The sequence below is a fragment of the Leptobacterium flavescens genome (genome assembly GCF_010671605.1).
In the GTDB taxonomy this organism is placed as follows: Bacteria; Bacteroidota; Bacteroidia; order Flavobacteriales; family Flavobacteriaceae; genus Leptobacterium; species Leptobacterium flavescens.
In genome coordinates, this window is the sequence record NZ_JAABOO010000003.1 from 675,758 (window position 1) to 700,205 (window position 24,448).

Sequence of the window (24,448 nt, forward strand, 5' to 3'; positions counted from 1 at the left end):
TTTTTAACTGACAGATTCTGTTGTTTTCTTAGTTGTTCTTAGAGTAACCCACTGCTTCCCCTATTAAAGTAGCAGAGGTACAATCGGTAATCTTTACATCGACAAAATCCCCTACCTTATAATCTCCTTTCGGGAAAACAACCACGGTGTTCTGAGTATTGCGCCCCGACCAGTGCTCATCCGATTTTTTAGAAGCTTTTTCAATAAGTACCTCTTCGGTTTTGCCTAGATGTTGCTGTGTTCTGTAAAGACTGTGCTCCTGCTGCAGGTTTACGATCTCCTGTAAGCGCCTTTTCTTTACATCATCGGGAATATCATCTTCCATCTTACGGGCAGCCATTGTGCCAGGCCTTTCCGAGTAAGCGAACATAAAGCCAAAGTCGTATTTCACATATTCCATAAGAGACAGTGTATCCTGATGATCTTCTTCGGTCTCTGTAGGGAACCCGGTAATCATATCCTGGGAAACCGCACAATCCGGAATGATCTCACGGATCTTATCGATAAGCCCGAAATACTCTTCCCTGGTGTGAAGCCTGTTCATTTCTTTCAGGATGCGATCACTTCCCGATTGAACGGGCAGGTGGATATACTTACAGATATTCTCATATTTTGCCATAACGTGAAGCACATCTTCTGTCATGTCCTGAGGATTGGAAGTGGAGAAACGTATCCTCATTTTTGGTTGCGCTTCGGCCACCAAAGAAAGAAGTCCGGCAAAATCGGTAGCCGTGGCTTTCTGCATCTCGGAAGCCTTCTCGAAATCCTTTTTCAATCCACCGCCATACCACAGATAACTATCTACATTCTGTCCTAAAAGAGTGATCTCCTTAAAGCCTTTGTTCCAAAGGTCGTTAACTTCCTCAATAATGGATTGAGGATCCCTGCTTCGTTCTCTTCCGCGGGTAAAAGGAACCACACAGAAGGTACACATATTGTCACATCCCCTGGTAATGGAGACAAAAGCCGTTACTCCATTGCTGTTTAAACGTACCGGGGCGATGTCGCCATAAGTTTCTTCTTTGGAAAGGATGACATTTACGGCATTCCTTCCTTCATCTATTTCCTGTACGAGGTTGGGCAGGTCCTTATATGCATCTGGGCCAACCACCATATCTACGATCTTCTCTTCTTCCAGGAATTTGCTTTTCAGACGCTCGGCCATACAGCCCAGCACACCGACTTTCATTCCGGGATTGATCTTTTTAACTGCATTGAATTTTTCCAGGCGCTTTCTAACCGTCTGCTCCGCTTTATCTCTGATAGAACAGGTGTTTACAAGAACCAGATCGGCTTCCTCCATCTGCTGGGTAGTATTAAAACCCTCCTTGGCGAGGATCGAAGCTACGATCTCACTATCTGAAAAGTTCATTTGGCAACCGTAACTTTCAATATAAAGCTTACGCTTGTTCTCTGTATTCTGCTCTAAAACAAGGCTGTTACCCTGTTTGTTTTCATCTATGATTTTCTCCATAATTCAATCTCCAAAAAGAGAAGGCAAAGATAAATTAAAATAATGAGGTGTCAAAGTGTCAGTTTTAAGATAATCTTTATATTGAGGTAACATTAAATTTGTTACTTTGGACGTAAATTTTCAATCAAAAAAGTAAGATTGCGTTACCTCCTTTATTTTGTATTTTGTCTTTTCAGTATTCCAATACTTTCCGCACAGGACGGAGAGTACAGGAATCAGATCCTGGTAGGTCATGATAACGACTTTTTTACGAGGAGCGACCGGTACTATTCTTTCGGTACCTGGTTTAACTATTCACGTGCACTGGAGTCCGATTTTATTTTCAGGAAAGAAGACGACGGCGTCCTTCAGCTTAACTTCAGCTTGTTTCAGGCAGGCTATTCTCCCGATGAGCTGGATGAAAGAAATACGGATGTATTTGATTACCCCTTTTCGGGCTGGTTGTCTGTTTCCTCCGAGATCCTGAAAGCCAACCGCAAGAATTTATGGGGACTTCAATTGGAGGCGGGAGTAACCGGTAATGCCTCCCTGGCAGGGAAACTGCAGATCTGGTATCATGACCTTCTCGACTTTGGGGATGAACCTACCTGGGAAGCACAGATCCCCGGAGAATTTATGCTGAACCTCAAAGGACGTTATATTGCAGATTTCCGACTCTCTGAAAAAGGAGGGGCTTTCTTTAGTCTTGAATCCAATGCCTCTCTGGGAACCAAAGATATTTTTGTTCAGCAGGGGCTTACCTTCTCCTTTGGAAGAAGAAGGACACTTCATCAATCTTCTCTCTATAATATAATAGGTAATGATCAGACAGAGTTCTTTGGATATGTAGGAGCTTCATACAGATATGTAGCACACAATTCACTGATAGAGGGAAGTTTTTTAAATGATAATGCTCCCTTTACCCTGGATGCCGAAACCCATCTTTTGTTTTTTAAAGCAGGAGTTACCCTTAATATCAAACGCAGCATTTTTAAGGTAGAGTACAGAGCTAACAGTAAGGAGACGCCACTGGCGAGAAATCACAGTTTTATCTCCCTTGCATTCGGCCGTAACTTTTAAAATTTTAAACTTCAAACTAGGAAATTATTAAATTCTATTACTTTTGTATTCTCAAAAAATGAGCGTATGGCTAAGAATTTAGTAATTGTGGAGTCGCCTGCCAAGGCAAAGACTATTGAAAAATTTCTGGGAAAGGATTATAAAGTAGAGTCGAGTTTCGGTCATATTGCGGATCTTCCTTCCAAGGAGATGGGGATTGATGTGGAGAAAGATTTTAAGCCCAAATATATAGTCTCCAAAGACAAAAAAGCGATAGTTAAAAAATTAAAGGAACTGGCAAGTAAAGCAGAGTTAGTTTGGCTGGCCAGTGATGAAGACCGCGAGGGGGAGGCCATTGCATGGCACCTGGCGGAAACCTTAAAATTAGATAAAAATAAAACCAGAAGGATCGTTTTTAATGCGATTACAAAGAACGCTATTCTCAAGGCTATAGAAAACCCGAGAAGTATAGATTATAACTTGGTAAATGCACAGCAAGCCAGAAGGGTACTGGACAGACTTGTTGGATACGAATTATCGCCCGTTCTCTGGAAAAAAGTAAAGGCAGGTCTTTCTGCCGGAAGGGTACAATCTGTTTCCGTACGATTGATCGTTGAACGTGAAAGGGAGATCCAGGCATTTAAACCGGAAGCTTCTTTCAGGGTAGTAGCCGAATTTAAAAATCAGAAAGGAAAAGGATTCCGTGCCAGATTAGGTAAGACCTTCCCGACCAGGGAAGAGGCAAAGCTGTTTTTGGAAAAGAATGCAGGGGCCGAATTTACCATTGCCGATCTCGATACAAAACCGGCAAAGAAATCGCCGGCAGCACCGTTTACGACTTCCACACTTCAGCAGGAAGCTTCAAGAAAACTTTATTTCTCGGTAAGTAAGACCATGACCGTGGCACAGCGACTGTACGAAGCGGGATTGATCACCTATATGAGAACGGATAGTGTGAACCTTTCGGGAGAAGCGATCGAAGCGACGAAAAATGAGATCATAAACTCATACGGAGATAAATACAGCAAGCCGAGAAACTATACCAGCAAAGCTAAAGGGGCACAGGAGGCTCACGAAGCGATACGCCCGACAGATATTTCCAGGAGTTCTGTAAATATGGAAAGAGACCAGGCCAGATTATATGAGCTGATCTGGAAGCGGACCATCGCCTCGCAAATGAGTGATGCCGAACTGGAACGTACTAATGTTAAGATACAATCGAATACACATAAAGAATTATTTACTGCCAACGGAGAGGTATTGAAATTTGATGGTTTCCTGAAAGTGTACCTGGAAGGAACCGATGATGAAGAAGAAGAGCAGGAAGGAATGCTTCCGGAATTAAGGGTTTCGGAAGAGGTCTTCAATACATTTATAACGGCTACCGAACGTTTTACACGTCCTCCTTACCGTTACACGGAAGCTTCCCTGGTAAAGAAACTGGAAGAACTGGGTATCGGAAGACCGTCTACCTACGCCCCGACCATTTCAACCATTCAGAACAGAGGCTATGTAGAAAAAGGAGCTGTAGAAGGTGTAGAACGTAAATATGTTCAGCTTACTTTAAAAAGTCATGAGATCAAGGAAGCTACCCTCACCGAAAATGTGGGAAGCGATAAAGGAAAAATGACCCCTACCGATATAGGGATGATCGTAAATGATTTTCTGGTAAATAATTTCTCTTCCATCCTGGATTACAACTTTACCGCCAAGGTAGAGCAGGATTTTGATGATATTGCATCGGGAGGAGAAGACTGGACCCAGATGATGAAGGATTTCTACAAAGATTTCCATCCGCAGGTACTGGACGTAGAGGAAAATGCAGAGCGGGAAACAGGAGAGCGTGTCCTTGGGGTTGATCCCAAGAGCGGGCGACAGTTGAGTGTACGCCTCGGACGCTTCGGGTCTATGGTACAGATAGGTACTGCAGACGAGGAAGAAAAACCTTTGTTTGCCAGCTTACTGCCGGATCAGTCTATAGACACCATTACCTTTGAAGAGGCACTCGACCTCTTTAAGTTGCCGAGATCTTTAGGGGAATACGAGGGGCAGGCTGTAGAAGTAAATGTCGGTAGATTTGGCCCGTATGTACGCTTCGGAAAGAGTTTTGTGTCTCTGGACAAGGATGACGATGTCTTTGATGTTAGTATGGAGAGAGCCATAGAACTTATCAAACAGAAACAAAAGGCAGATGCTCCTATCGCATCTTATAAAGGTTTTGAAGTGACCAAAGGAAAAGGACGCTTCGGTCCGTTTATCAAATGGAACGGGATGTTCATCAACGTAAACAGAAAATACGACTTCGATAATCTGTCTCAGCAGGATATTGAGCAGCTTATAGAAGACAAGATAAAAAAGGAGGCCGAAAAGCTTATCCAGGAATGGACAGAAGAAGGGATCCGAATTGAAAAAGCGCGTTGGGGCAGATCAAATATCATCAAAGGGAAAACCAAAATAGAGCTTTCCAAAGATGTGGATGCATCCAAATTAAGCCTTGAAGAAGTAAAAGAAATTATTGAAAAACAAAGCCCTAAGAAAAAAACAAGAGCCAAGGCTAAAAAATAGAACCTATGAATTTTGATTTTCTCTCTCCTGTTGAAAGTGTTGTACTGGCACATAATCAATTATTGCCGAAACAGGCCCTGGGTAAGATCATAAAAATTCATTCCGAAAAGGATGGCCTTCCGGATCTTTCCGATGTTAAAATTGCAATAATAGGAGTAGGTGAGAGCCGCAATGCCTTTGTGAAACCCAAGGAGAAACTCAACCTGGGTAATATCCGCCTGGAGATCTACAAGTTGTTTAGCGGTAACTGGAGCCATGGTATTGCCGATATGGGCGATATCAGCGAAGGTGAAACGGTAGAGGATACCTACTTTGCCATTAAATCTGTTGTTGCCGAACTGCTGGAGAAAAAGATCATCCCCGTACTTATAGGGGGCAGTCAGGATATAACCTATGCTACATACCGCGCTTATGACGGTCAGAGCGATATGGTTAATATGGTATCTGTAGACAGCAAGTTCGATTTTGGCGGGACAGATGAGCTGATCTCCTCTCAATCCTATATGAGTAAGATTATAGTAGAGAAACCCAATAACCTTTTTAACTTCTGCAACCTGGGCTACCAGAGTTATTACAACGCTCAGGAAGAGATAGATCTTATGGAGAAGTTGTTCTTCGACACTTACAGGCTGGGCCAGGTAATTAACGATATTACCATCGTGGAGCCTGTTATGAGGGATGCCGATATTGTAAGTGTGGATATGAATTCGGTAAAGGGCAGTGAACTGGGCAGTGCGTACCATACGGCCCCTAATGGTTTTGACGGCAGGGAGATCTGTGCTATCTCCCGATATGCGGGTATCAGTGATAAGGTTTCTGTTTTTGGTGTTTATGAGTGCGGAAATACCCCTCAGTTCTCTCAGCTTATTGCACAGATGATATGGTACTTTATTGAAGGGGTGAACTTCAGGAAAAATGACTACCCTTTTACATCATATGAAAACTATGATAAATATATAGTCCTTATAGAAAGTGAAGAATTATCGTTTTATAAGAGCAATCTTTCAGGTCGATGGTGGATAGAAATACCAATTATTCCAAATTTGAATAATAAATTAAAAAGACATGCGTTATTACCTTGCACACATCAGGATTACCTGGATGCATGCAATGAAGTAATACCTGAAAGATGGTGGAAAGCTTATAAGAAAACGATAGTTTAAGGATTATGTTAGATAAAATACATTTATTTATCGATGAAATAGAGATTTCACAAAAAAAATTGTGTATATCGAATATATTAAATAGGTTTACAGCCTCGAATCTTAATTTTAATTTAACCTACAACGTATGAAAAAGCTATTAATATTCATAGCCTTAGGTTCACTTTTGTATAGCTGTGGTTCGAAAGACAAAGGTGAATTAGTGGGAGTAAAGGGAAAAAAATGGTACCCTGAAAAACCCTATGGTATGACTCTAATCCCGGGTGGTTCTTTCATCATGGGTAAGTCAGATGACGATTTTGCGCAAGTAAAGAATGCGCCCACAAAAACCGTTACCGTTCGTTCCTTCTACATGGACGAAACAGAAATCACCAATAGTGAATACAGGCAATTTGTTGAATGGGTAAAAGATTCTATTGTTAGAACCAAACTAGCCATTTTTGCTGACGAACTAGGTGAAGTTCCCGGAAACGGAGGTATTGGCGAGTTTGCCTTTAAAGATGCCGATACTACTAATCTATCAGAATACGATAAGTATATGCTCGACAATTATGCCGGCTTGGGAGAAACCGGTTATGAGGGAAGAGCTTTAAATAAAGAGATCGACCTTGAATGGAATACATCGGACTATCCTGATGCGTACTATTCTGAGATCATGGACTCTATGTATATTCCTTTGGAGGAATCGTACAACGGAGTTCGTACAATAGATGTGAAAAAACTTCAGTTCCAGTACTCATGGATGGATATCCAGGCTGCTGCCCGTGCTAAAAAGGGTAACAGAAAGGATTTTGTGAGAACGGAAAAAATAGAGATCTATCCGGATACTACGGTATGGATCAAGGATTTTGCATACTCGTATAACGAGCCTATGCACAACGATTATTTCTGGCACGATGCCTTTAGTGACTATCCGGTTGTAGGGATCAACTGGAAACAGGCCAAGGCATTCTGTAACTGGAGAACAAAATACAAGAATGACGATCAGAAAAGAAGAAAACGTCATAATGTAAACCAGTTCAGACTTCCAACAGAAGCTGAATGGGAATATGCTGCGCGAGGCGGACTCGAATCGGCTACCTATCCGTGGGGAGGTCCGTATATCCTGAATGACAGAGGATGTTTCCTTGCAAACTTCAAACCTCAGAGAGGGGATTATGCAGCAGATCAGGCGCTTTACACAGTTGAAGCTAAGTCTTACGAGCCAAACGATTACAATCTTTATAATATGGCGGGGAATGTGTCTGAATGGACAAATTCTTCCTTCGACCCCAATTCTTATGAGTATGTTTCAACCATGAACCCTAATGCTTATGACGACAGTAACAGGCGTAAGGTTATTAGAGGAGGTTCATGGAAAGATGTTGCGTATTTCCTGCAGGTAAGTACCAGAGATTACGAATATCAGGATTCCGCGAGAAGCTATATCGGTTTCAGAACGGTTCAGGATTATTTAGGTACTGATGCAGTCTCTACGAAGTAACCAAATTTTTATTATTAATTATACTTAACTAAAACCAAATTACTATGGCACAATCAAAGTCAACAAAAAAGCTATTTAATTTAGCTTACGGATTAGGAGCTTCTATTGTTATCCTGGGAGCATTATTTAAGATCTTACACTGGGAATTAGGTCCGTTAAACGGTGGATTCCTGTTAGCTGTAGGTTTGATCACAGAGGCGGTTATTTTCGCGATCTCTGCTTTTGAGCCTGTAGATGATGATTTAGACTGGACCCTGGTATATCCTGAATTGGCAGGAGGAGCTTCCAAAAAGAAAGAAGCTAACCAGGTGAAAGAAGCTGAAGGACAATTATCTAAGAAATTAGATGATCTGTTAAAAGAAGCTAAGATCGATTCTGAATTAATGAACAGTCTTGGAGAGAGCATCAGAAACTTCGAAGGAGCTGCTAAAAATATGGCGCCTACGGTAGATGCTATTTCTTCTACTCAAAAATACAGCGAAGAGCTTTCATTGGCTGCTGCCCAAATGGAGTCATTGAACAGTTTGTATAAAGTTCAGCTGGAAAGCGCTAGCAGACAAGCTACAATTAACGAAGAAGTTACCAATAACGCTGGTAAGCTTAAAGAGCAAATGGCTTCTTTAGCTACAAACCTTTCTTCTTTAAATGGTGTTTACGGTGGAATGTTATCTGCAATGAACAAAAACTAATTAGTGTATAACCTACTTATTTTATTAACCAAAACTAATTAGAAATGGCAGGAAATAGTTTATCACCTAGACAGAAGATGATTAACCTCATGTATCTTGTATTTATTGCGATGCTTGCACTGAATATGAGTAAGGAGGTACTATCGGCTTTCGGTCTGATGAATGAGAAGTTAGAAACTTCAAATCAGAAAACTACGGAAAATAACTTGGCATTCCTTTCCGGTCTTGAAGTGAAGGCTGGCGAGAACGCTGAGAAATATGGGCCTTTGTTCGAAAAAGCCCAAACGGTAAAGCAATTATCATCAGATTACTACACATATCTGGAAGGTATTAAAACCGCAATGACCGAAAAGCTAGAAGATAAAACGGATTACGAAACAATGGACAAAGCTGATTATCTTGATCAGAGGTTCTTCCAGGGAGATAAGTACTCTTCTGAAGGACAGGAGTTCATTGATAAAATGAATTCGTTCAGAACTGAAGTACTTGCTGCTTTAGGAGAGGATTTTAAAGATACTCAGGAAGCAGTAATGAACCGCTTTACTACCGGTGAGAACGGAAAAGTAAAGAATAGAGACGGAAGACCGGTTGACTGGTTAAACTACCACTTCGAAGGTTTCCCACTGATCGCATCGCTTACAAAGATCACTCAGATCCAGTCGGATGTTAAATCTACTGAGGAAGATGTGCTTAAAGCTATGCTACAGGGACAACTTACAAGTGAAGTTTCTTATGACAACTATGCAACCCTTCTTCAGCAGCCTAAAGCTGCCTACTACCAGGGAGAAACCTTTAACGGTGCTATCGTTTTAGGAAGAACCGATGCTACTACCAGACCAAATGAGGTAAACCTTACTTTAGACGGTAGAAAGCTTGTAGAAGGAAGAGACTTCGATATCGAAGGTGGTCAGGTTAAGCTTAAGGTAAACTCCGGAAACGCAGGAGACCATAAGATTGAAGGTAACCTTGTATTTATGCAGGACGGTGAGCCGATAGAAGTACCGGTTTTACAATCTTTCGCTACTATTACCAAGCCGAATGCGGCGGTAATCTCTGCAGATAAGATGAACGTTGTGTATAGAGGTGTTGCTAACCCTATTACGATCTCTATTCCTGGTATTCCTGATAATAAGGTAAGAGCTTCGGCTCCCGGACTTAACAGAGCCAGCGGAAGTAAGTATATCATGAACCCGGGTACAGGTAGAACTGTTACCATTACGGCTTCTGGTACACTTCCTGACGGACAGACGGTTAATTCCAGATCTGAATTCCGTATCAAGGATATTCCAAGACCTTCTGGTACGATCAGAGGTGATTTCGGTGAGGTTAAAATGCCTAGAAAGAACCTTGAGATCTCTACTGTAGGAGCAATCCTTGAAGATTTTGATTTCGACTTAAATCTTGCGATCAGCGGATTTAAATTCAAAGTTCCCGGACAACCTACTGTTGAGGTTAGAGGAAACAAACTGGACACCAGAGCCAAAAGTGCTTTAAAAAGAGCTAAAAGAGGTGAAGCTGTACAGATCTTTGATATTCAGGCTTACATAACTAATAACAGAACATACAGACTTAAGAAAGTATCTCCTGTTATTATTGAGCTTACAAACTAATAAAACTTACGTGATATGAATTGGAAAAGCATATTTTTATCTGTTGTAGCCGTACTTGTAGTACAGAGCGCGGTTGCACAAGCAAATTTGCTTAATGCGAAACGTCCCGAGGAAATCGGAGTTAAGACGAACGAACAGAAACTAGCAGATAACGATGCTCCCCTGCCTTACGGTTATGTAGACGACAGGGATATCCTCTGGTCCAAGACCGTATGGGAGGTCATAGACCTTGATGAGCGTGTTAACTTCCCGTTCTACTATCCTATTGATACTGTTGATATAGGAGCAGACAGAAGATCTCTTTACGATGTTCTGATGAAGAACGTTCAAAGCGGAAGGCTGAAAGATATCTATGTAGATTCTTATTTTACAGAAAAAAGAACCTTAGAAGACCTTGAAGCAACGCTTACCAAGATTGATACTACCGATGCCGGATATGAGCAATACAATGCGGGTGAGCCTATTTCTCCAGAGTACATCAACAGGAGAGACCTTACCGCAGCAGATATTGAAGAATGGCATATTAAAGGAGTTTGGTATTTCGATAAGAGACAAGGTGAACTTAAATATCGTTTACTTGGAATAGCACCTGCTGCTCCCGATGTGAACTTTATTGACGACCCTAACCAGCCTCCGGTAGAGCTATTCTGGGTATGGTACCCAAGTGTGCGGCAGATCCTGCACGAAGCCAAGGTGTTTAACGGAAGGAATAGTGCACGACCCTTCTCCTTCGACCACCTCCTGAATTCGAGGCGCTTTAACGGCACCATTTATAAGGAGGATAACGTTTACGGCGATAGGGAAATACAGGATTATCTGAAAGATAACGCACTTTTCCAACTCCTGGAATCTCAGAAGATCAAGGAAAATATCCGAGACTTCGAACAGGATATGTGGAGTTATTAAAGACATATCTTTTCAATTCATAAAACAATATCATATGAAAAACGCTCACTTTGGTGAGCGTTTTTTATTTTTGCGCCATGGTAGATTATATTGTGGTTGGCCTTGGACTGGCAGGTATTTCCTTCTGTGAACTCCTGGAAAGAGAAAACAGATCCTTTGTGGTTTTTGACGATGCTTCCCAGCAGTCTTCCGGCGTGGCGGGAGGTCTGTACAATCCTGTTATCCTTAAACGCTTTACCAAGGTGTGGAAAGCAAAGGAACAACTGCAACTGGCACTCCCTTTTTACAAACAACTGGAAGAAAAGCTCGATACCACTTTCGATCATAAGATCAGGGTTTTGCGCAGATTTGTCTCCGTTGAGGAACAAAACGGCTGGTTTGAAGCGGCCGACAAGCCTTTTCTCACCGAATTCATGTCTACTACCCTTGTGAAGAACGAAAACGCCTGTATCGACGCCCCATTCGGTTTTGGGGAAGTTTTACAGACCGGAAGGGTAGATAGTGGCAAATTACAGGAGTATTTCAGAAAATATCTCGAAGCCGGAAACAGGATCCGGAAAGAATCTTTTGATCACGCTCTTCTGGAGATCAATGATGATTATATAGAGTACTGCGGCCAGAAAGCAAAGCAAATTGTCTTTGCCGAAGGTTATGGCCTGAAAAAGAATCCTTTCTTTAATTACCTGCCTTTAAACGGAACCAAGGGAGAATTACTCACCATCAAAGCTCCCGAGCTGAAACTGGATTTTGTTTTAAAGTCCTCAGCCTTTATTATTCCCATTGGCAACGATATCTATAAGATCGGAGCTACCTATGAGTGGCACGATAAGACCAACGAAACTACACAGAAGGCCAGAACCGAACTGCTGGATAAACTGAAGAGTTTTTTAAAATGCGATTTTGAGATCGTAGATCAGCAGGCTGGCATCCGCCCTACGGTAACCGACAGAAGGCCGCTGGTAGGGAAACATCCGCTAAGATCCCGTACCTACCTCCTGAACGGAATGGGCAGCAGAGGTGTGATGATAGCTCCCTATATTTCCCTGCAATTACTGGAACATATCGAAAAAGGAACCTCCCTGGATCCTGATATCGATATCAAACGTTTTGAGAAGAAGCATTTTGTGGGTTAGCCTTTGGTTGTTAGTTGTCGGTTGGTGGTTGTTAGTTTGTAGTTGATAGTTGTTGTGCCCTGTTTTTTCTAATTGAAACCAGAGTTTGATTGTTCTATTATTGTAACCTACAAATTGCAAATTTCAATCTCCAAATCATTAAATTTCCAAATTGAAGATCTAATTTCATCATTTAACATTTAACCATTAGTTGTTAGTTGATGGTTGTTGGGTCATTTAAGTTGAATTTGTCATCCTGAGCGCAGTCGAAGGAAAAGAAGAGAGATTTTTATTTAGACTCTTGCAACCGCAGTCGAAGGAATTCTTTAATCTCCGTAAATAGCCAAATCAAGAACAGCTAAAGGCTAACCGCTAATAACTAACAGCTATATCATTGGCATAATCATTGTGGCTAAATGCCCAAAATAACCTGATGAAAAAAACAAGCCTTTTACTCGTATTCTGTGTGTTTACGTCCTGTATCCCTTTACAGATCGCTCCGAACATAGATGACTATAAAATAAGGAAAGCCAGGAAATTTAAGCGTAAACTTCCCATGGGTCACGCTTTTATTTTTAACGACCCCAAAGATGCCAACGAGTTCTACCACTTTGTAAATATCAAATACCAGGCACAGGGAAATGCAGAACACAATGTTCCTTTCCATGTAGATGATAAAACCTATTATTTATCTTTTTATGAAACGGAAAAGAATACCAGCACCGTAAACCTGATACCTATTATTGTAGATGCCGCTTTGGAAGAGAAAGGACATGATCCGTATTTTGAGGATATAGAATATACACGCAGTGGAAAATGGTACCTGGCCCTCTTCGTTACCGATAGTGAACTAAACGACTGCCTTCACCCCGGTTATGAGACAAGAGATAAGATCGCTGCATATCTGGAAGACCTTCGCCAGGAATATCTGAATACACATAACTATTATGAGGCGTGGTTAAAGAAGAATGAGTAAAACTTTAATTTTTCAAAGAGGATTCTATATAAAAAGAGAGTCAAAAATCATACAATCAGTCATTTACATCTGTAAAAGGGTGAAAAGCCCCTTCCTGCTTTCAACAGCTTTTCGTTAATTTACTGGTTAACCTAACTAGTATCAAATGGATTTTAAGGAATTTGTAAAAACGATCAATGGGCATACCAAAGCCTTTTATCAGAACGACATAGACCAGATAAACGAAAACAGTAAAATTATTAATTGGTTCCTGGGCCTGGCGGGAGGTGGTTTGCTTTTTAGCTTCAATAAATATGATGAGGCCAATGGTGAAAACATACAGCTTATCACCTTTCAGGCTGCTTTGTTCGTATTAACGATCATTATTGGGATACTCCATCGTTATCTGACCAAAGTGTATAAGAACAGAGCGGTAACGATAATGAGGATGTTTGATTTTCTGGCAATAGAATTTAAGCTAGTGGAAGGGAACGAAATGGAAAATGACCTGGAAGATCCGGATGAAAAAATGGACAATATCTTTAATCGCTATGTCAATGGAGGTTATTTTGAGGATGACGATAAAAAGAACTTTAATAAACTCTACAAAAAGCAGCGAACCAATTATAATATCAATCTGGGAATGAGCATTTTTTCCGTACTCCTGGTCCTGGCCCAATTTGCCTTCTTTTTTGTGGTGGTGATTTAGTTGAATTTCAATCTCAAAACCAGATATTAGTATTGAGATCTTAGATATGAGAGTTGCTAAAATTGGGATTTGGTGCCTGGTCCCGATAGCTATCGGGATTGGAATTTCCCTTCACTTACCATATCCAAAGAATCTCTCGACTGCGCTCGAGATGATATTTAGGAAACAAACTAAAAATTAACCGCTAACAACCAAAAACCAACAACCATCAACACGCTACGAAGCTTTAGTGTAGTAGCGACACCTACTTCTTAACCGCATTTCGGTCGTACTTAAAAAAGAGATTGATCCAGATATTCCGGGAAAGCCGCATAATTAATGGCATGAAAAGCACCAGAGTACCTACAATGGCAATAAAGGAAACCATTAAACTGCTGTCCAAACCAAAACGGGAAATAACATAAGCAGCGGCGGCAAAAGCAATTCCCACCCCGTAGCTCACATACATGGCGCCATAGAAAAAAGAAGGCTCTATTTTGTATTTTGTACCGCAATGAGAGCAGTTCTCATTCATTTTCAGGGTCTTTGTAGGATCGTACATGTTTTGAGAAGTATACATGCTTTCCAGTTGGCATTTAGGGCAAGTTCCTGTTAAAATACTGTAGAGTTTCGTTCCTTTTTTTAACATTTGCAAAAAATTTATACAAAAATACTATAAACGAAAGTTTTTAGTATCAGGTTGATCAGGAAATCTATGCTGAACATTCACAATTTATCGGTTTCATTCGGAGGAGAATTTTTATTCGAGGAAGTAAGCTTCAGACTTAATGCCGGCGATCGCGTCGGACTTATTGGAAAGAACGGAGCGGGTAAATCCACCATGCTTAAACTGCTCTCCAAGGAGATGGAGGCCGATACAGGTACTATTGCCTCCGATAAGGATATTAAAATAGGTTTCCTTAAACAGGACATCGATTTTATTCAGGGGCGTACTGTTTTGGAAGAATCTTACGAAGCTTTCGAAGAGATCCGGAAACTGGAACTACAGCTGGATAAGATCAATAACGAACTGGCAGAGCGCACCGATTACGATAGTGAGGCCTATAATCAGCTGATGATCGATCTGAATGAGATTACGGGACGATATGAGATCCTGGGTGGTTACAATTACCAGGGGGATACCGAAAAAGTGTTACAGGGGCTCGGTTTTCAGCGGGAAGACTTTAATAAGCTCACCGATACTTTTTCCGGGGGATGGCGAATGCGAATAGAACTGGCCAAACTGCTGTTGCAAAAGAACGATGTTCTCCTTCTGGATGAGCCTACCAACCACCTCGATATAGAATCTATTATCTGGCTGGAGCAATTCCTGAAAAACTACAGCGGTGTTGTGGTGATCGTTTCCCACGATAAGATGTTCCTCGATAATGTGACCAATCGTACTATTGAGATCTCCCTGGGGAAGATCTACGATTACAACAAACCTTATTCAAAATACCTGGTACTGAGAGAAGAGATCAGGACCCAGCAACTGGCATCTCAGAAAAATCAGGAAAAGCAAATACAGCAAACCGAGAAACTGATCGAAAAATTCCGTGCCAAGGCCTCCAAAGCCTCCATGGCTCAGTCGCTTATCAAAAAGCTGGACCGCATGGATCGCATTGAAGTGGATGAGGATGATAACAGCGTAATGAACATACAGTTTCCCGTTTCCGTACAACCCGGTAAAGTGGTCATTGAAGCTGAAAAAGTAGATAAGAATTACGGAAGCAAAGAAGTACTTAAAGATATCAGCCTGCTTATAGAGCGGAACAGTAAAACGGCTTTTGTGGGGCAGAACGGACAGGGAAAAACTACCCTGGCCAAGATCATCGTGGGCGAAATAGAACACGGAGGAAACCTGAAGCTGGGTCACAATGTAGAGCTGGGTTATTTTGCCCAGAACCAGGCAGAGTACCTGGATGGGGAGATCACCGTACTGGATACCATGATCAATGCAGCTAATGAAGGAAATAGAAGTAAGGTAAGGGATATACTGGGATCGTTCCTTTTCAGAGGAGATGAGGTAGAAAAAAAGGTCAAGGTACTTTCCGGAGGAGAGCGTAATCGCCTGGCCCTGGCTAAAATGTTGCTGCAACCTTTTAATGTGCTGGTAATGGATGAGCCTACCAACCACCTTGATATCAAGTCCAAGAATGTGCTGAAACAGGCATTGCAAAGTTTTGAAGGCACCCTTATCCTGGTATCTCACGACAGGGATTTTCTGCAGGGGCTGACCAATAAGGTGTATGAGTTTAAAGACAGGAAGATCAAAGAGTATCTGGGAGATATTAACTTTTACCTCGAACAGCGAAATGTAAGTGACCTGAGGGAGATAGAAAAGAAAGACAAGCAAAATAATAGGCCTAAGGAGAGTAAGAACAAGCTGTCTTACGAACAGCAGAAGAAATTGAAATCACTTAACAACAGGATCAGTAAGATAGAATCCAATATTTCTCAGTTGGAGAAGGAACTTGCGGAGATAGATGTGGAGCTTGCTATTAACTACGATGAGATCACTTCGGATCCCAACTTCTTTGAGAGTTACCAGGCTAAAAAAGAGCAACTTGAACAATTGATGGTAGATTGGGAGACAGCTACCGAGGAGCTGGAGCTTTATTCTTAAGGGCATTTCTTAAATTTTTTATGAAATCTTTAACGATAGTTGCACATGCAACTATCTTGCTATACGCTAATTTTGCAGAAAATTTATAGCAATAAAGGTGCAGTACGATTTTGAAAAAACACTTTTACCCTGGCTGGGAAGGATCACCAAGGAGTTCAGCTTCCTGGCGGTAAGCGTTTTTGAGAATAATCAGATCGATCTGACCAGGCATCAGTGGCTTTTACTGAAAAAGCTGAATGACAAGGATGGCCAGCCTCAGAACGACCTCGCCTTTATTACCGATCGCGACAAAACCTCCCTTACCCGGCTGATCAATACCATGGAACGCAAAGAACTGGTAAAACGTGTTCCCGATGCAACCGACAGGAGGATCAATCTGGTTTACCTGACCCAAAAGGGCAGGGAGATCCTGGAAAAGTCCATTCCGATCATGAAAGAGCTTATTGGACAAATGCAAAACGGACTGAGTACAGAGGAGCTGGAAAATACCATTACAGCCCTGAAAAAAGTTAAAGCTAATCTCGAGAATATCCCACAAGAAAAAAACAATCGACTGAAATGAGAAATCTGACAATTGCAATCCTTAGTATCCTTATCCTGGGCGGAGCCTCCTACGGAGCCTATTCGCTCATCACCAAAAAGAAAAAGGGAAGACCCAAACCTCCCAAGGTTGTAAAGACCGTTTTTATAGATACGGTAGAGAATAGGACCGTTCCTATTGTGATCCCGGCTAACGGGAACCTTACGGCTTTGAGAAGGGTAGAGCTCTATGCGGAGGTACAGGGCGTTCTTAAAGGCGGAAATAAGCTCTTTAAGCCCGGACAGAAGTATGTAAAAGGTGAAAGCCTGCTGCGTCTGGATGCTTCAGAATATTATGCTACTGTACAATCTCAGAAAAGTAACCTGTACAACCTGGTAACTTCGATTATGCCTGACCTGCGATTGGATTACCCGGAAGCCTATCCGAAATGGCAAACCTATCTCAGTAATTTCGATATCAATAAATCGGTGCCTCCATTACCTCAGATGAATTCCGAACAGGAGAAATTCTTTGTAACCGGCCGTAACATTGTCTCAACCTATTACAATGTTAAAAACCTGGAAGAGCGGCTCTCTAAATACAGCATACGTGCTCCTTTTAGCGGAATCCTTACCGAGGCTCTGGTAACCGAGGGGACCCTGGTACGTAACGGTCAGAAACTGGGAGAATTTATAGACCCTTCCATTTACGAACTGGAAGTGGCCATCAATAAATCCTTTAGTGATCTTCTGAAGGTAGGTGAGGAAGTAAAACTGAACAATCTTGAGAATACAAAAAGCTGGACCGGAAGGGTAAGCAGGATCAACGGAAGAATAGATCAGGCCACCCAGACCATCAGCGCTTTTATTGAAGTGAAAGGTGAAGATCTGAAAGAAGGTATTTATCTGGAAGCTCATCTGAATGCGAGAAACGAAGAGAACGCCATTTCTATTTCCAGAAAACTGCTGGTAGATGAATCTCAGGTATTTGTGGTAAAAGATTCCATCCTGGATCTGATACCGGTAACACCTGTATATTTTTCCGATAAGGAAGTGGTAGTTAAAGGCCTTCCTAACGGAACACGTATCCTTTCCAGAACCGTTCCCGGAGCTTATGCGGGAATGCTGGTAAAAGTATATAGCGAAAAGAAAACCGAAACCGCAAAAGCAGAACAATGAGAAAGGTAATCAGTTATTTTATTAAGTATCCTGTTGCCGTTAATGTGGTGATCATTGCCTTTATTATTTTCGGTACCATAGGAATGATGTCTATGAGATCTTCCTTCTTCCCTCTTGTGGATACGAAGATCATAAATATTAACGTGACCTATCCCGGGGCTTCCCCTCAGGAAGTGGAGGAAGGGATCATTTTAAAGATAGAAGACAACCTTAAAGGCCTGATCGGAATAGACAGGGTAACTTCTACCTCCCGTGAGAACTCAGGAAATATTACGGTAGAGATCGAAAAAGGTTATAATATAGACGTACTGCTGGCAGAAGTAAAGAATGCAGTAGATCGTGTACCTTCTTTCCCTACGGGGATGGAGCCCCTGGTGGTGGCCAAGCAGGAAAGCGTTCGTCAGACCATTAGTTTTGCGGCCAGCGGAGAAGGGATCTCTCTGGCTACCTTGAAACAGATAACAAGACAGATAGAAAGTGATCTGAGAGCCATAGACGGGATCTCTCAGATCGATATTACAGGATACCCGGATGAAGAGATCGAGATCGCAGTTCGTGAAAACGACCTTCTGGCTTATGACCTGACCTTTCAGGATGTGGCCCAGGCCGTATCCAGGGCAAATATCCTGACCACGGGTGGAAATATTAAAACCGAAGCGGAAGAATACCTGATCCGGGCCAATAACCGATCTTATTACGGAGACGAACTCGATAACCTTATTGTTCGAGCCGATAACTCTGGAAGGATCATCCGCCTGAAAGATGTGGCTCATGTGAGGGATCGTTTTTCCGAAACTCCCAACGCTACTTATTTTAATGGGAATCTCTCGGTAAATACAGCCATTACAAGTACCAATTCGGAAGACCTGATCTCATCCGCAGAAAAGGTCAAGGAATATGTAGCCGATTTTAATGAAAAATACAATAATGTGCGCCTGGATGTGACCGACGACAGATCGATCACTTTAACACAGCGTACCCAGTTACTGGCAGAGAATGCAGGAATGGGGGTTCTTTTGGTATTGATCTTCCTTTCCCTCTTTTTAAATACACGTCTTGCATTCTGGGTGGCATTCGGGTTACCGATCGCCTTCCTGGGGATGTTTATTTTTGCTGCCGAACTGGATGTAACGATTAATGTTCTTTCCCTATTCGGGATGATCATCGTGATCGGGATCCTGGTAGATGACGGGATCGTAATTGCAGAAAACATCTATCAGCATTACGAAAAAGGAAAAACCCCTATCAGGGCTGCTATAGACGGGACCATGGAAGTAATTCCTCCTATTGTCTCGGCAATTGTTACCACGGTTCTGGCTTTTGCCACTTTCCTTTTCCTCGACAGCCGGATTGGGGAGTTCTTCGGAGAAGTATCAACCGTGGTGATCCTTACGCTGATAGTTTCACTGGTAGAGGCGCTTATTATCTTACCTTCCCACCTGGCACATTCCAAGGCACTGAGGATGAGAAACGGCAATGGAGAAGTTAAGAAAAAAGGCCTGGAAAAGGTTTTTCAGAAACTGAGAGAATTTAATAAGATAGGAGACTCTATTATGGTCTATCTGAGGGATAACCTCTATAGCCCGGTATTAAATTTTGTACTTAAGCAGAAACTCTTTTCTTTTTCCATTATTGCAGCTGCTTTGATCCTTACGATAGGTTCTATCGGAGGAGGAATCGTTCGAACCACAATTTTTCCGAGTATTGCCAGCGACAGGGTTTCGATTAATCTAACCATGCCGCAGGGAACCAATGAAAAAATGACCGATTCCATCATCACTATGATAGAAGAAGCGGTATGGAAGGTGAATGACGATTATACCGCCAAACAGACCGGAAATCGTCAGGTGGTAGAAAATGTGATCCGTCGTATAGGTCCTGGAAGTGCTCAGGCATCTTTAGCGGCTAATCTTTTACCGGGAGAATACAGGGATTTCTCTTCCCCGGAGATCACCAATGCGATCCGAGAAAAAGTAGGGACGGTTTACGGTGTAGAAAGCCTGACTTTCGGTTCCGGAGGAAACTTTGGGGGAAGCCCCGTAGCCGTTTCCTTGTTGGGTAGCAATATTACCCAGTTAAAAGCTGCCAAAAAGGAATTAAAAGACCGTCTGGCAGAAAACCCTTTATTAAAAGATATTACAGATAACGATCCGGCAGGGATCAAAGAGATAAAAATACAACTCAAGGAAAATGCTTACCTACTCGGGCTTAACCTGCAGGGAGTGATGAGCCAGGTAAGAAATGGTTTCTTCGGTTCTCAGGCACAGCGTTTTCAGCGTGGGCAGGATGAGATCAGGGTTTGGGTGCGTTACGACCGCGAAAACAGATCGTCAATCAATAACCTGGATGAGATCCGTATTTCCACTCCGAATGGACAGAGAGTACCTCTTGCGGAGATTGCGAACTATGAGATAGAAAGAGGAGAAGTAGCGATCAATCACCTGGAAGGTCAGCGAGAGATAAGGATAAGTGCCGATATGAAGGATCCGAATGAGAGTGCTACCGATATCCTGACCGAGATCAGAGAAGTGATCATGCCGGAGATCCAGTCCAAATATCCTACCGTACAACCTTTGTATGAAGGACAGAACCGCGAGGCTCTTAAGATGCAGCGATCTGCAAGAAAAGTGGTGCCGATTATTTTATTCCTGATCTACGCTACCATTGCCTTTACTTTCAGATCCTTTAGTCAGCCCCTGTTTTTATTGCTGATGATCCCTTTCAGTCTGATCGGAGTAGCCTGGGGACACTATATTCACGGTTTCCCTATTAACCTCCTGTCCTATCTGGGAATAATTGCTCTTATAGGAATTATGGTAAACGACGGCCTGGTACTTATCAGTAAGTTTAACAGCTACCTCAGGGAGGGAATGAAGTTTGACAAAGCATTATATGAGGCAGGACGAGCACGTTTCAGGGCGATATTCCTGACCTCCATCACCACCATAGCCGGTCTGGCACCGCTGATCTTTGAGAAGAGTCGCCAGGCACAGTTCCTTAAGCCTATGGCTATCTCCATCGCCTACGGAATTGGAATAGCCACAATACTTACGCTATTGTTGTTGCCTTTACTGTTATCGTTCAGTAACAACGTAAAAGTGTGGTACAAATGGGTAATCACCGGTAGAAAAGTAGAAAAAGAAGAAGTAGAGAGAGCAATTATAGAATTAAACGGAATGTCTGATGAGTTACACTAAGAGATTAATTGCATTTGCAGGAGTACTTTTATCCTTCGGCCCTTTAATGGCCCAGGAACTCCTAACCAAAGAGAAAGCAACCCAGCAGGTATTGGAAAATAACCTTGGGATTAAAATTGCTGAGAATTCAGCCGAGATAGCAGCCAATAATGCAGGGGTTCTGAATTCGGGTTATTTACCCTCCCTTACAGGAAATGCAGGAGCTAATTATGACCGTCAGAATATCGAGGCTCAGTTGACGAATGGTGAAGAGAGGTCTTCCGACGGAGTGGAAACCAGAAGATACAATGCGTCGGTCAATCTTAACTACACGCTTTTTGATGGCCTGGGAAGGTATTATAATTACAAGAGCTTAAAGGAACAGTCCGATCTTTCGGAACTGGAAGCCAGGGAAACCATAGAAACAACCATTTTACAGTTGTTTACCGTGTATTATGAAGTTGCCAGGCTAAGTGAAAACTACGATAATCTGCAGGAAACCCTGAAGATCTCAAAAGATCGCCTGAAACGTGCGGAGTATCAGTTTGAATACGGACAGAATACCCGCCTGGATTTTTTAAATGCTCAGGTAGATGTAAATACAGACAGTATTAATGTGTTAAATGCACGCCAAACCCTTCAGAATGCAAAAAGAGACCTGAACCTGATCATGAACAGGGAACTATCTATTGCCTTTGAGGTGGATACGCTGGTGACTTTTGTTCCCAATCTGTTGATGGAAGATATGGTAAGCCAGGCGATGCAAAAGAACGTAACCCTGTTACAGATAGAAAAAGGCCTGAAGATCAATAATTATAATTATAAATCTATTAAAGGTAATTACCTTCCTACCATAGGCCTTACGGGTTCTTATGGCTGGAATGAAAGTAATAACAATAACCCGGCTGCCTTTACCATACAAAATACCAGCTACGGGCTTTCTGCTGGGATCAGTTTGAGCTGGAGTATTTTCGATGGCGGAAGGACCATTACGTCTGCTAAAAACGCTAAACTTACGTATCAGAATCAGGAGTTGTTAAAAGAACAGACCGAAAAGCAGGTAGAGCGCGATATCAGGAATGCCTGGGAATCTTATAAAAACGCACTGTTTGTCCTGGAAGCACAGAAAGAAAATGAAATTACCAACAGGAATAATTTTAACCGTACTGAAGAGCGTTATAAAATAGGGCAGGCCACCTCTATAGAATTCAGACAGGCACAACTTAACCTGTTGAATGCCATTGTAGCTAAGAATCAGGCTAAATACACAGCTAAGCTGGCAGAATTACAGGTGTTACAGGTAAGCGGGGAGTTATTGAATACTGATTTCTAAACCCGACAGAACCTAAAAATGAGCATATGATCGAGCACTTTTTTCAATGCCTCCCGATAGCTATCGGGACTGGGAAGAGATCTCTATGCTCCTGGATAGTTCAATACGGGAGCAAACCTATGTGGAAGATTGTGAAGTGTGCTGTAATCCCATCGAAATAAGTCCGCTTTTCGAGGATAATGAACTTATAGCTTTTAGAGCAGACAGCCTGGAGCAGTAGGCTTGTAGCGTGTTGATGGTTGTTAAGATTGTCCCCTTGAGGGGACTTTAGGGGTGTATTTTAGTATTTAGAGGAATGTCACCTTGAGCATCTCGACTTGCGCCTCCACTGAAACTTCGGACTAGAAGATTATTTGTCATCTCGAGCGCAGTCGAGAGACGGAACTTAAAAAACAAAAAGAACAAGCAACAACACTCAACCCGAATAATAAGGCAGGTTTTGCTGCTTTGTTCTTTCTGCTTGCCTAACTAACCTAAAAAGCGGAATTTATAATTCCGGTTTTTCTTAATATTGCTCTTTATCAAACAATGCCGTTTCTCCGTTAGCGGTAAGTGTGATGGAAAGTTTTCCGCTATTATTGGCATTTACTCCGTTGATCTCATAACACTGCTCAGAACCTCCCGAAGCGGTAATTTTTAAAAAATAAAGCTCCGGACTGGTACTTTCTCCACAGACATGAGAAATGGAATAATTTGAAGTTGATACTAATTGATTCTCATAATACTGATGAATTTCTCCCGAAGAAGTGAATACCCATTTACTTTTACTGTCTTCTTCATTCACCCAGGTTGCGGTAATTTCAGGAAAAGGGTTTTCATCGGCGTATGCATTGACATTTGTTTGTGTCTGGGCTACGGTATTATCTACATAAAAGATAAATAGCAATAGAAATGCCCCTAATGTTTTTGTTACAGAACTGCTCATTTTTTTCATAATTAACTGGTTTAACAATATTATTTTCTTTACTTACTTGAAGGAATAGTAATACAAATATAATAAATATTATAAGATATATACTACAAATTTCGATGTAAATGCATTTTTTTTGTAAGTAACATTAGATTGAATATGATATGATGCATCAGGCTGTGTTTTAGTATTAAGTATTAAGAGGAATGTCATCGCGAACATAGTGAAGCGATCTCATTATGACATTGAAAGATTACCTGCCTGCCGCAGGCAGGCTTCGTCGTTTCACTCCTCGTAATGATCTAAATGAATGTCATCTCGAGCATCTCGACTTGCGCCTCCGCTGGAGCTAAGGCGGCACGCGGGCACTCGATACAGGCTCGTCGAGAGATGGAATTTGTGATTTGAAATTTATTTCCCCCTACCGAATCCATCAGAATAGAAAAAAAGTTTTATATCTTTCAAATTCAAAGCAATAAAACCTTTTAAACCGATGAAAACCATCCTAAAACTAAGCTTTTGTTTTATTCTTGTTCTGAATACGAATAATGCAGATGCACAAGACAAAAACACCGACTTCTCTGAGATTGATCCGCTTATAAATACGCTGTACGATGTAATTTCCGGCCCGGCCGGGGATAGGGATTGGGATCTGTTTAAATCTCTTTTTCATCCGAATGCCACCATGGGGTCTATCCGGCTTTCTCAGGATGGTAAAAGGGAATTTATCTATTTTGATGTAAACGGATATATTGAAAGAAGCGGTGCCTTTTTTAAGGATAACGGATTTTATGAAGAGGAGATCGGGAGAGAAGTAAAGATCTACGGAGGAGTTGCTCAGGTATTTACTGCTTATCAGTTTAAGCTTAACGATGATCCGAAAGTTGCGCAACGGGGCATTAATTGCATACAATTGGTCTTTAGCAAAGGACGCTGGTATATCACCAATATTGTCTGGGAAGGCGAGAGCGAAGCCAATCCGTTACCGGAAGCAATGGTTAAAAACAAATAAAGACTCACCC

19 protein-coding genes and 1 pseudogene are annotated in these 24,448 nt (G+C 41.9%); 17 read left to right on the forward strand and 3 right to left on the reverse strand.

The annotated features are described in order from the left end of the window. Nucleotides 1-28: 28 nt before the first annotated feature. The gene (gene miaB, locus GWK08_RS15295) at nt 29-1,474 is read right to left on the reverse strand and encodes a tRNA (N6-isopentenyl adenosine(37)-C2)-methylthiotransferase MiaB (protein WP_163608101.1); all 1,446 of its coding nucleotides are present in this window, start codon (nt 1,472-1,474) and stop codon (nt 29-31) included. A gap of 138 nt (nt 1,475-1,612) precedes the next feature. On the opposite strand from miaB, the gene GWK08_RS15300 reads away from it, so the two are divergent. The 10 genes from GWK08_RS15300 to GWK08_RS15345 all read left to right on the forward strand — a co-directional run bounded on the left by GWK08_RS15300 (nt 1,613) and on the right by GWK08_RS15345 (nt 13,704). Further along, on the forward strand, nt 1,613-2,533 hold the full coding sequence (locus GWK08_RS15300; RefSeq protein WP_163608102.1) for a lipid A-modifier LpxR family protein: 921 nt from the start codon (nt 1,613-1,615) through the stop codon (nt 2,531-2,533). Between the two features lie 66 nt (nt 2,534-2,599). After that, nucleotides 2,600-5,077 (forward strand): type I DNA topoisomerase, encoded by a 2,478-nt coding sequence (gene topA, locus GWK08_RS15305; protein WP_163608103.1) that lies wholly within the window; start codon nt 2,600-2,602, stop codon nt 5,075-5,077. A gap of 5 nt (nt 5,078-5,082) precedes the next feature. Next, a complete protein-coding gene (locus tag GWK08_RS15310; RefSeq protein WP_163608104.1) occupies nt 5,083-6,240 on the forward strand; it encodes a formimidoylglutamase in 1,158 nt (385 codons plus the stop codon). Between the two features lie 127 nt (nt 6,241-6,367). Next, nucleotides 6,368-7,723, forward strand: a complete 1,356-nt coding sequence (gene porK, locus GWK08_RS15315; protein WP_163608105.1) for a T9SS ring complex lipoprotein PorK/GldK — start codon at nt 6,368-6,370, stop codon at nt 7,721-7,723. Nucleotides 7,724-7,767: 44 nt separating this feature from the next. Further along, nucleotides 7,768-8,412: a type IX secretion system motor protein PorL/GldL gene (gene porL, locus GWK08_RS15320; RefSeq protein ID WP_163608106.1), complete on the forward strand. Its 645-nt coding sequence runs from the start codon at nt 7,768-7,770 to the stop codon at nt 8,410-8,412. 44 nt (nt 8,413-8,456) lie between these two features. Next, complete coding sequence (gene porM / locus GWK08_RS15325; protein ID WP_163608107.1) at nt 8,457-10,022, forward strand: type IX secretion system motor protein PorM/GldM; 1,566 nt, start codon at nt 8,457-8,459, stop codon at nt 10,020-10,022. A gap of 15 nt (nt 10,023-10,037) precedes the next feature. Continuing rightward, nucleotides 10,038-10,928 carry a type IX secretion system ring subunit PorN/GldN gene (porN, locus tag GWK08_RS15330; protein ID WP_163608108.1) on the forward strand — a complete coding sequence of 297 codons (891 nt, stop codon included), beginning with the start codon at nt 10,038-10,040 and terminating at the stop codon, nt 10,926-10,928. 77 nt (nt 10,929-11,005) lie between these two features. Continuing rightward, entirely contained in the window at nt 11,006-12,061 is a 1,056-nt protein-coding gene (locus GWK08_RS15335) for an NAD(P)/FAD-dependent oxidoreductase (protein ID WP_163608272.1), read from the forward strand. Between the two features lie 412 nt (nt 12,062-12,473). Continuing rightward, entirely contained in the window at nt 12,474-13,016 is a 543-nt protein-coding gene (locus tag GWK08_RS15340) for a hypothetical protein (RefSeq protein ID WP_163608109.1), read from the forward strand. Between the two features lie 145 nt (nt 13,017-13,161). Further along, complete coding sequence (locus GWK08_RS15345; RefSeq protein WP_163608110.1) at nt 13,162-13,704, forward strand: hypothetical protein; 543 nt, start codon at nt 13,162-13,164, stop codon at nt 13,702-13,704. Nucleotides 13,705-13,948: 244 nt separating this feature from the next. Here GWK08_RS15345 and GWK08_RS15350 read toward each other — a convergent pair whose 3' ends face one another. Further along, nucleotides 13,949-14,332, reverse strand: coding sequence for a DUF983 domain-containing protein (locus tag GWK08_RS15350; protein WP_163608111.1), 384 nt, complete (start codon nt 14,330-14,332; stop codon nt 13,949-13,951). Between the two features lie 66 nt (nt 14,333-14,398). Here GWK08_RS15350 and GWK08_RS15355 point away from each other — a divergent pair, with 66 nt between their 5' ends. The 6 genes and pseudogenes from GWK08_RS15355 (at nt 14,399) to GWK08_RS15380 (ending at nt 22,736) form a co-directional block, all read left to right on the forward strand. Beyond that, entirely contained in the window at nt 14,399-16,309 is a 1,911-nt protein-coding gene (locus GWK08_RS15355; protein WP_163608112.1) for an ABC-F family ATP-binding cassette domain-containing protein, read from the forward strand. Between the two features lie 97 nt (nt 16,310-16,406). Continuing rightward, entirely contained in the window at nt 16,407-16,871 is a 465-nt protein-coding gene (locus GWK08_RS15360) for a MarR family winged helix-turn-helix transcriptional regulator (RefSeq protein WP_163608113.1), read from the forward strand. Beyond that, nucleotides 16,868-18,007, forward strand: coding sequence for an efflux RND transporter periplasmic adaptor subunit (locus GWK08_RS15365; protein ID WP_163608114.1), 1,140 nt, complete (start codon nt 16,868-16,870; stop codon nt 18,005-18,007). Before GWK08_RS15360 ends, GWK08_RS15365 begins: the two co-directional genes overlap by 4 nt. Then, nucleotides 18,004-21,204 (forward strand): efflux RND transporter permease subunit, encoded by a 3,201-nt coding sequence (locus tag GWK08_RS15370; RefSeq protein ID WP_163608115.1) that lies wholly within the window; start codon nt 18,004-18,006, stop codon nt 21,202-21,204. The genes GWK08_RS15365 and GWK08_RS15370 overlap by 4 nt, the downstream gene beginning before the upstream one ends. Beyond that, complete coding sequence (locus GWK08_RS15375) at nt 21,191-22,516, forward strand: TolC family protein (protein ID WP_163608116.1); 1,326 nt, start codon at nt 21,191-21,193, stop codon at nt 22,514-22,516. Before GWK08_RS15370 ends, GWK08_RS15375 begins: the two co-directional genes overlap by 14 nt. Before the next feature lie 26 nt (nt 22,517-22,542). Then, nucleotides 22,543-22,736: pseudogene (locus GWK08_RS15380) on the forward strand (CPXCG motif-containing cysteine-rich protein). Between the two features lie 285 nt (nt 22,737-23,021). Here GWK08_RS15380 and GWK08_RS15385 read toward each other — a convergent pair. Continuing rightward, entirely contained in the window at nt 23,022-23,450 is a 429-nt protein-coding gene (locus GWK08_RS15385) for a hypothetical protein (protein ID WP_163608117.1), read from the reverse strand. Nucleotides 23,451-23,919: 469 nt separating this feature from the next. On the opposite strand from GWK08_RS15385, the gene GWK08_RS15390 reads away from it, so the two are divergent. Further along, nucleotides 23,920-24,438, forward strand: coding sequence for a hypothetical protein (locus GWK08_RS15390; protein ID WP_163608118.1), 519 nt, complete (start codon nt 23,920-23,922; stop codon nt 24,436-24,438). Nucleotides 24,439-24,448 lie beyond the last annotated feature (10 nt).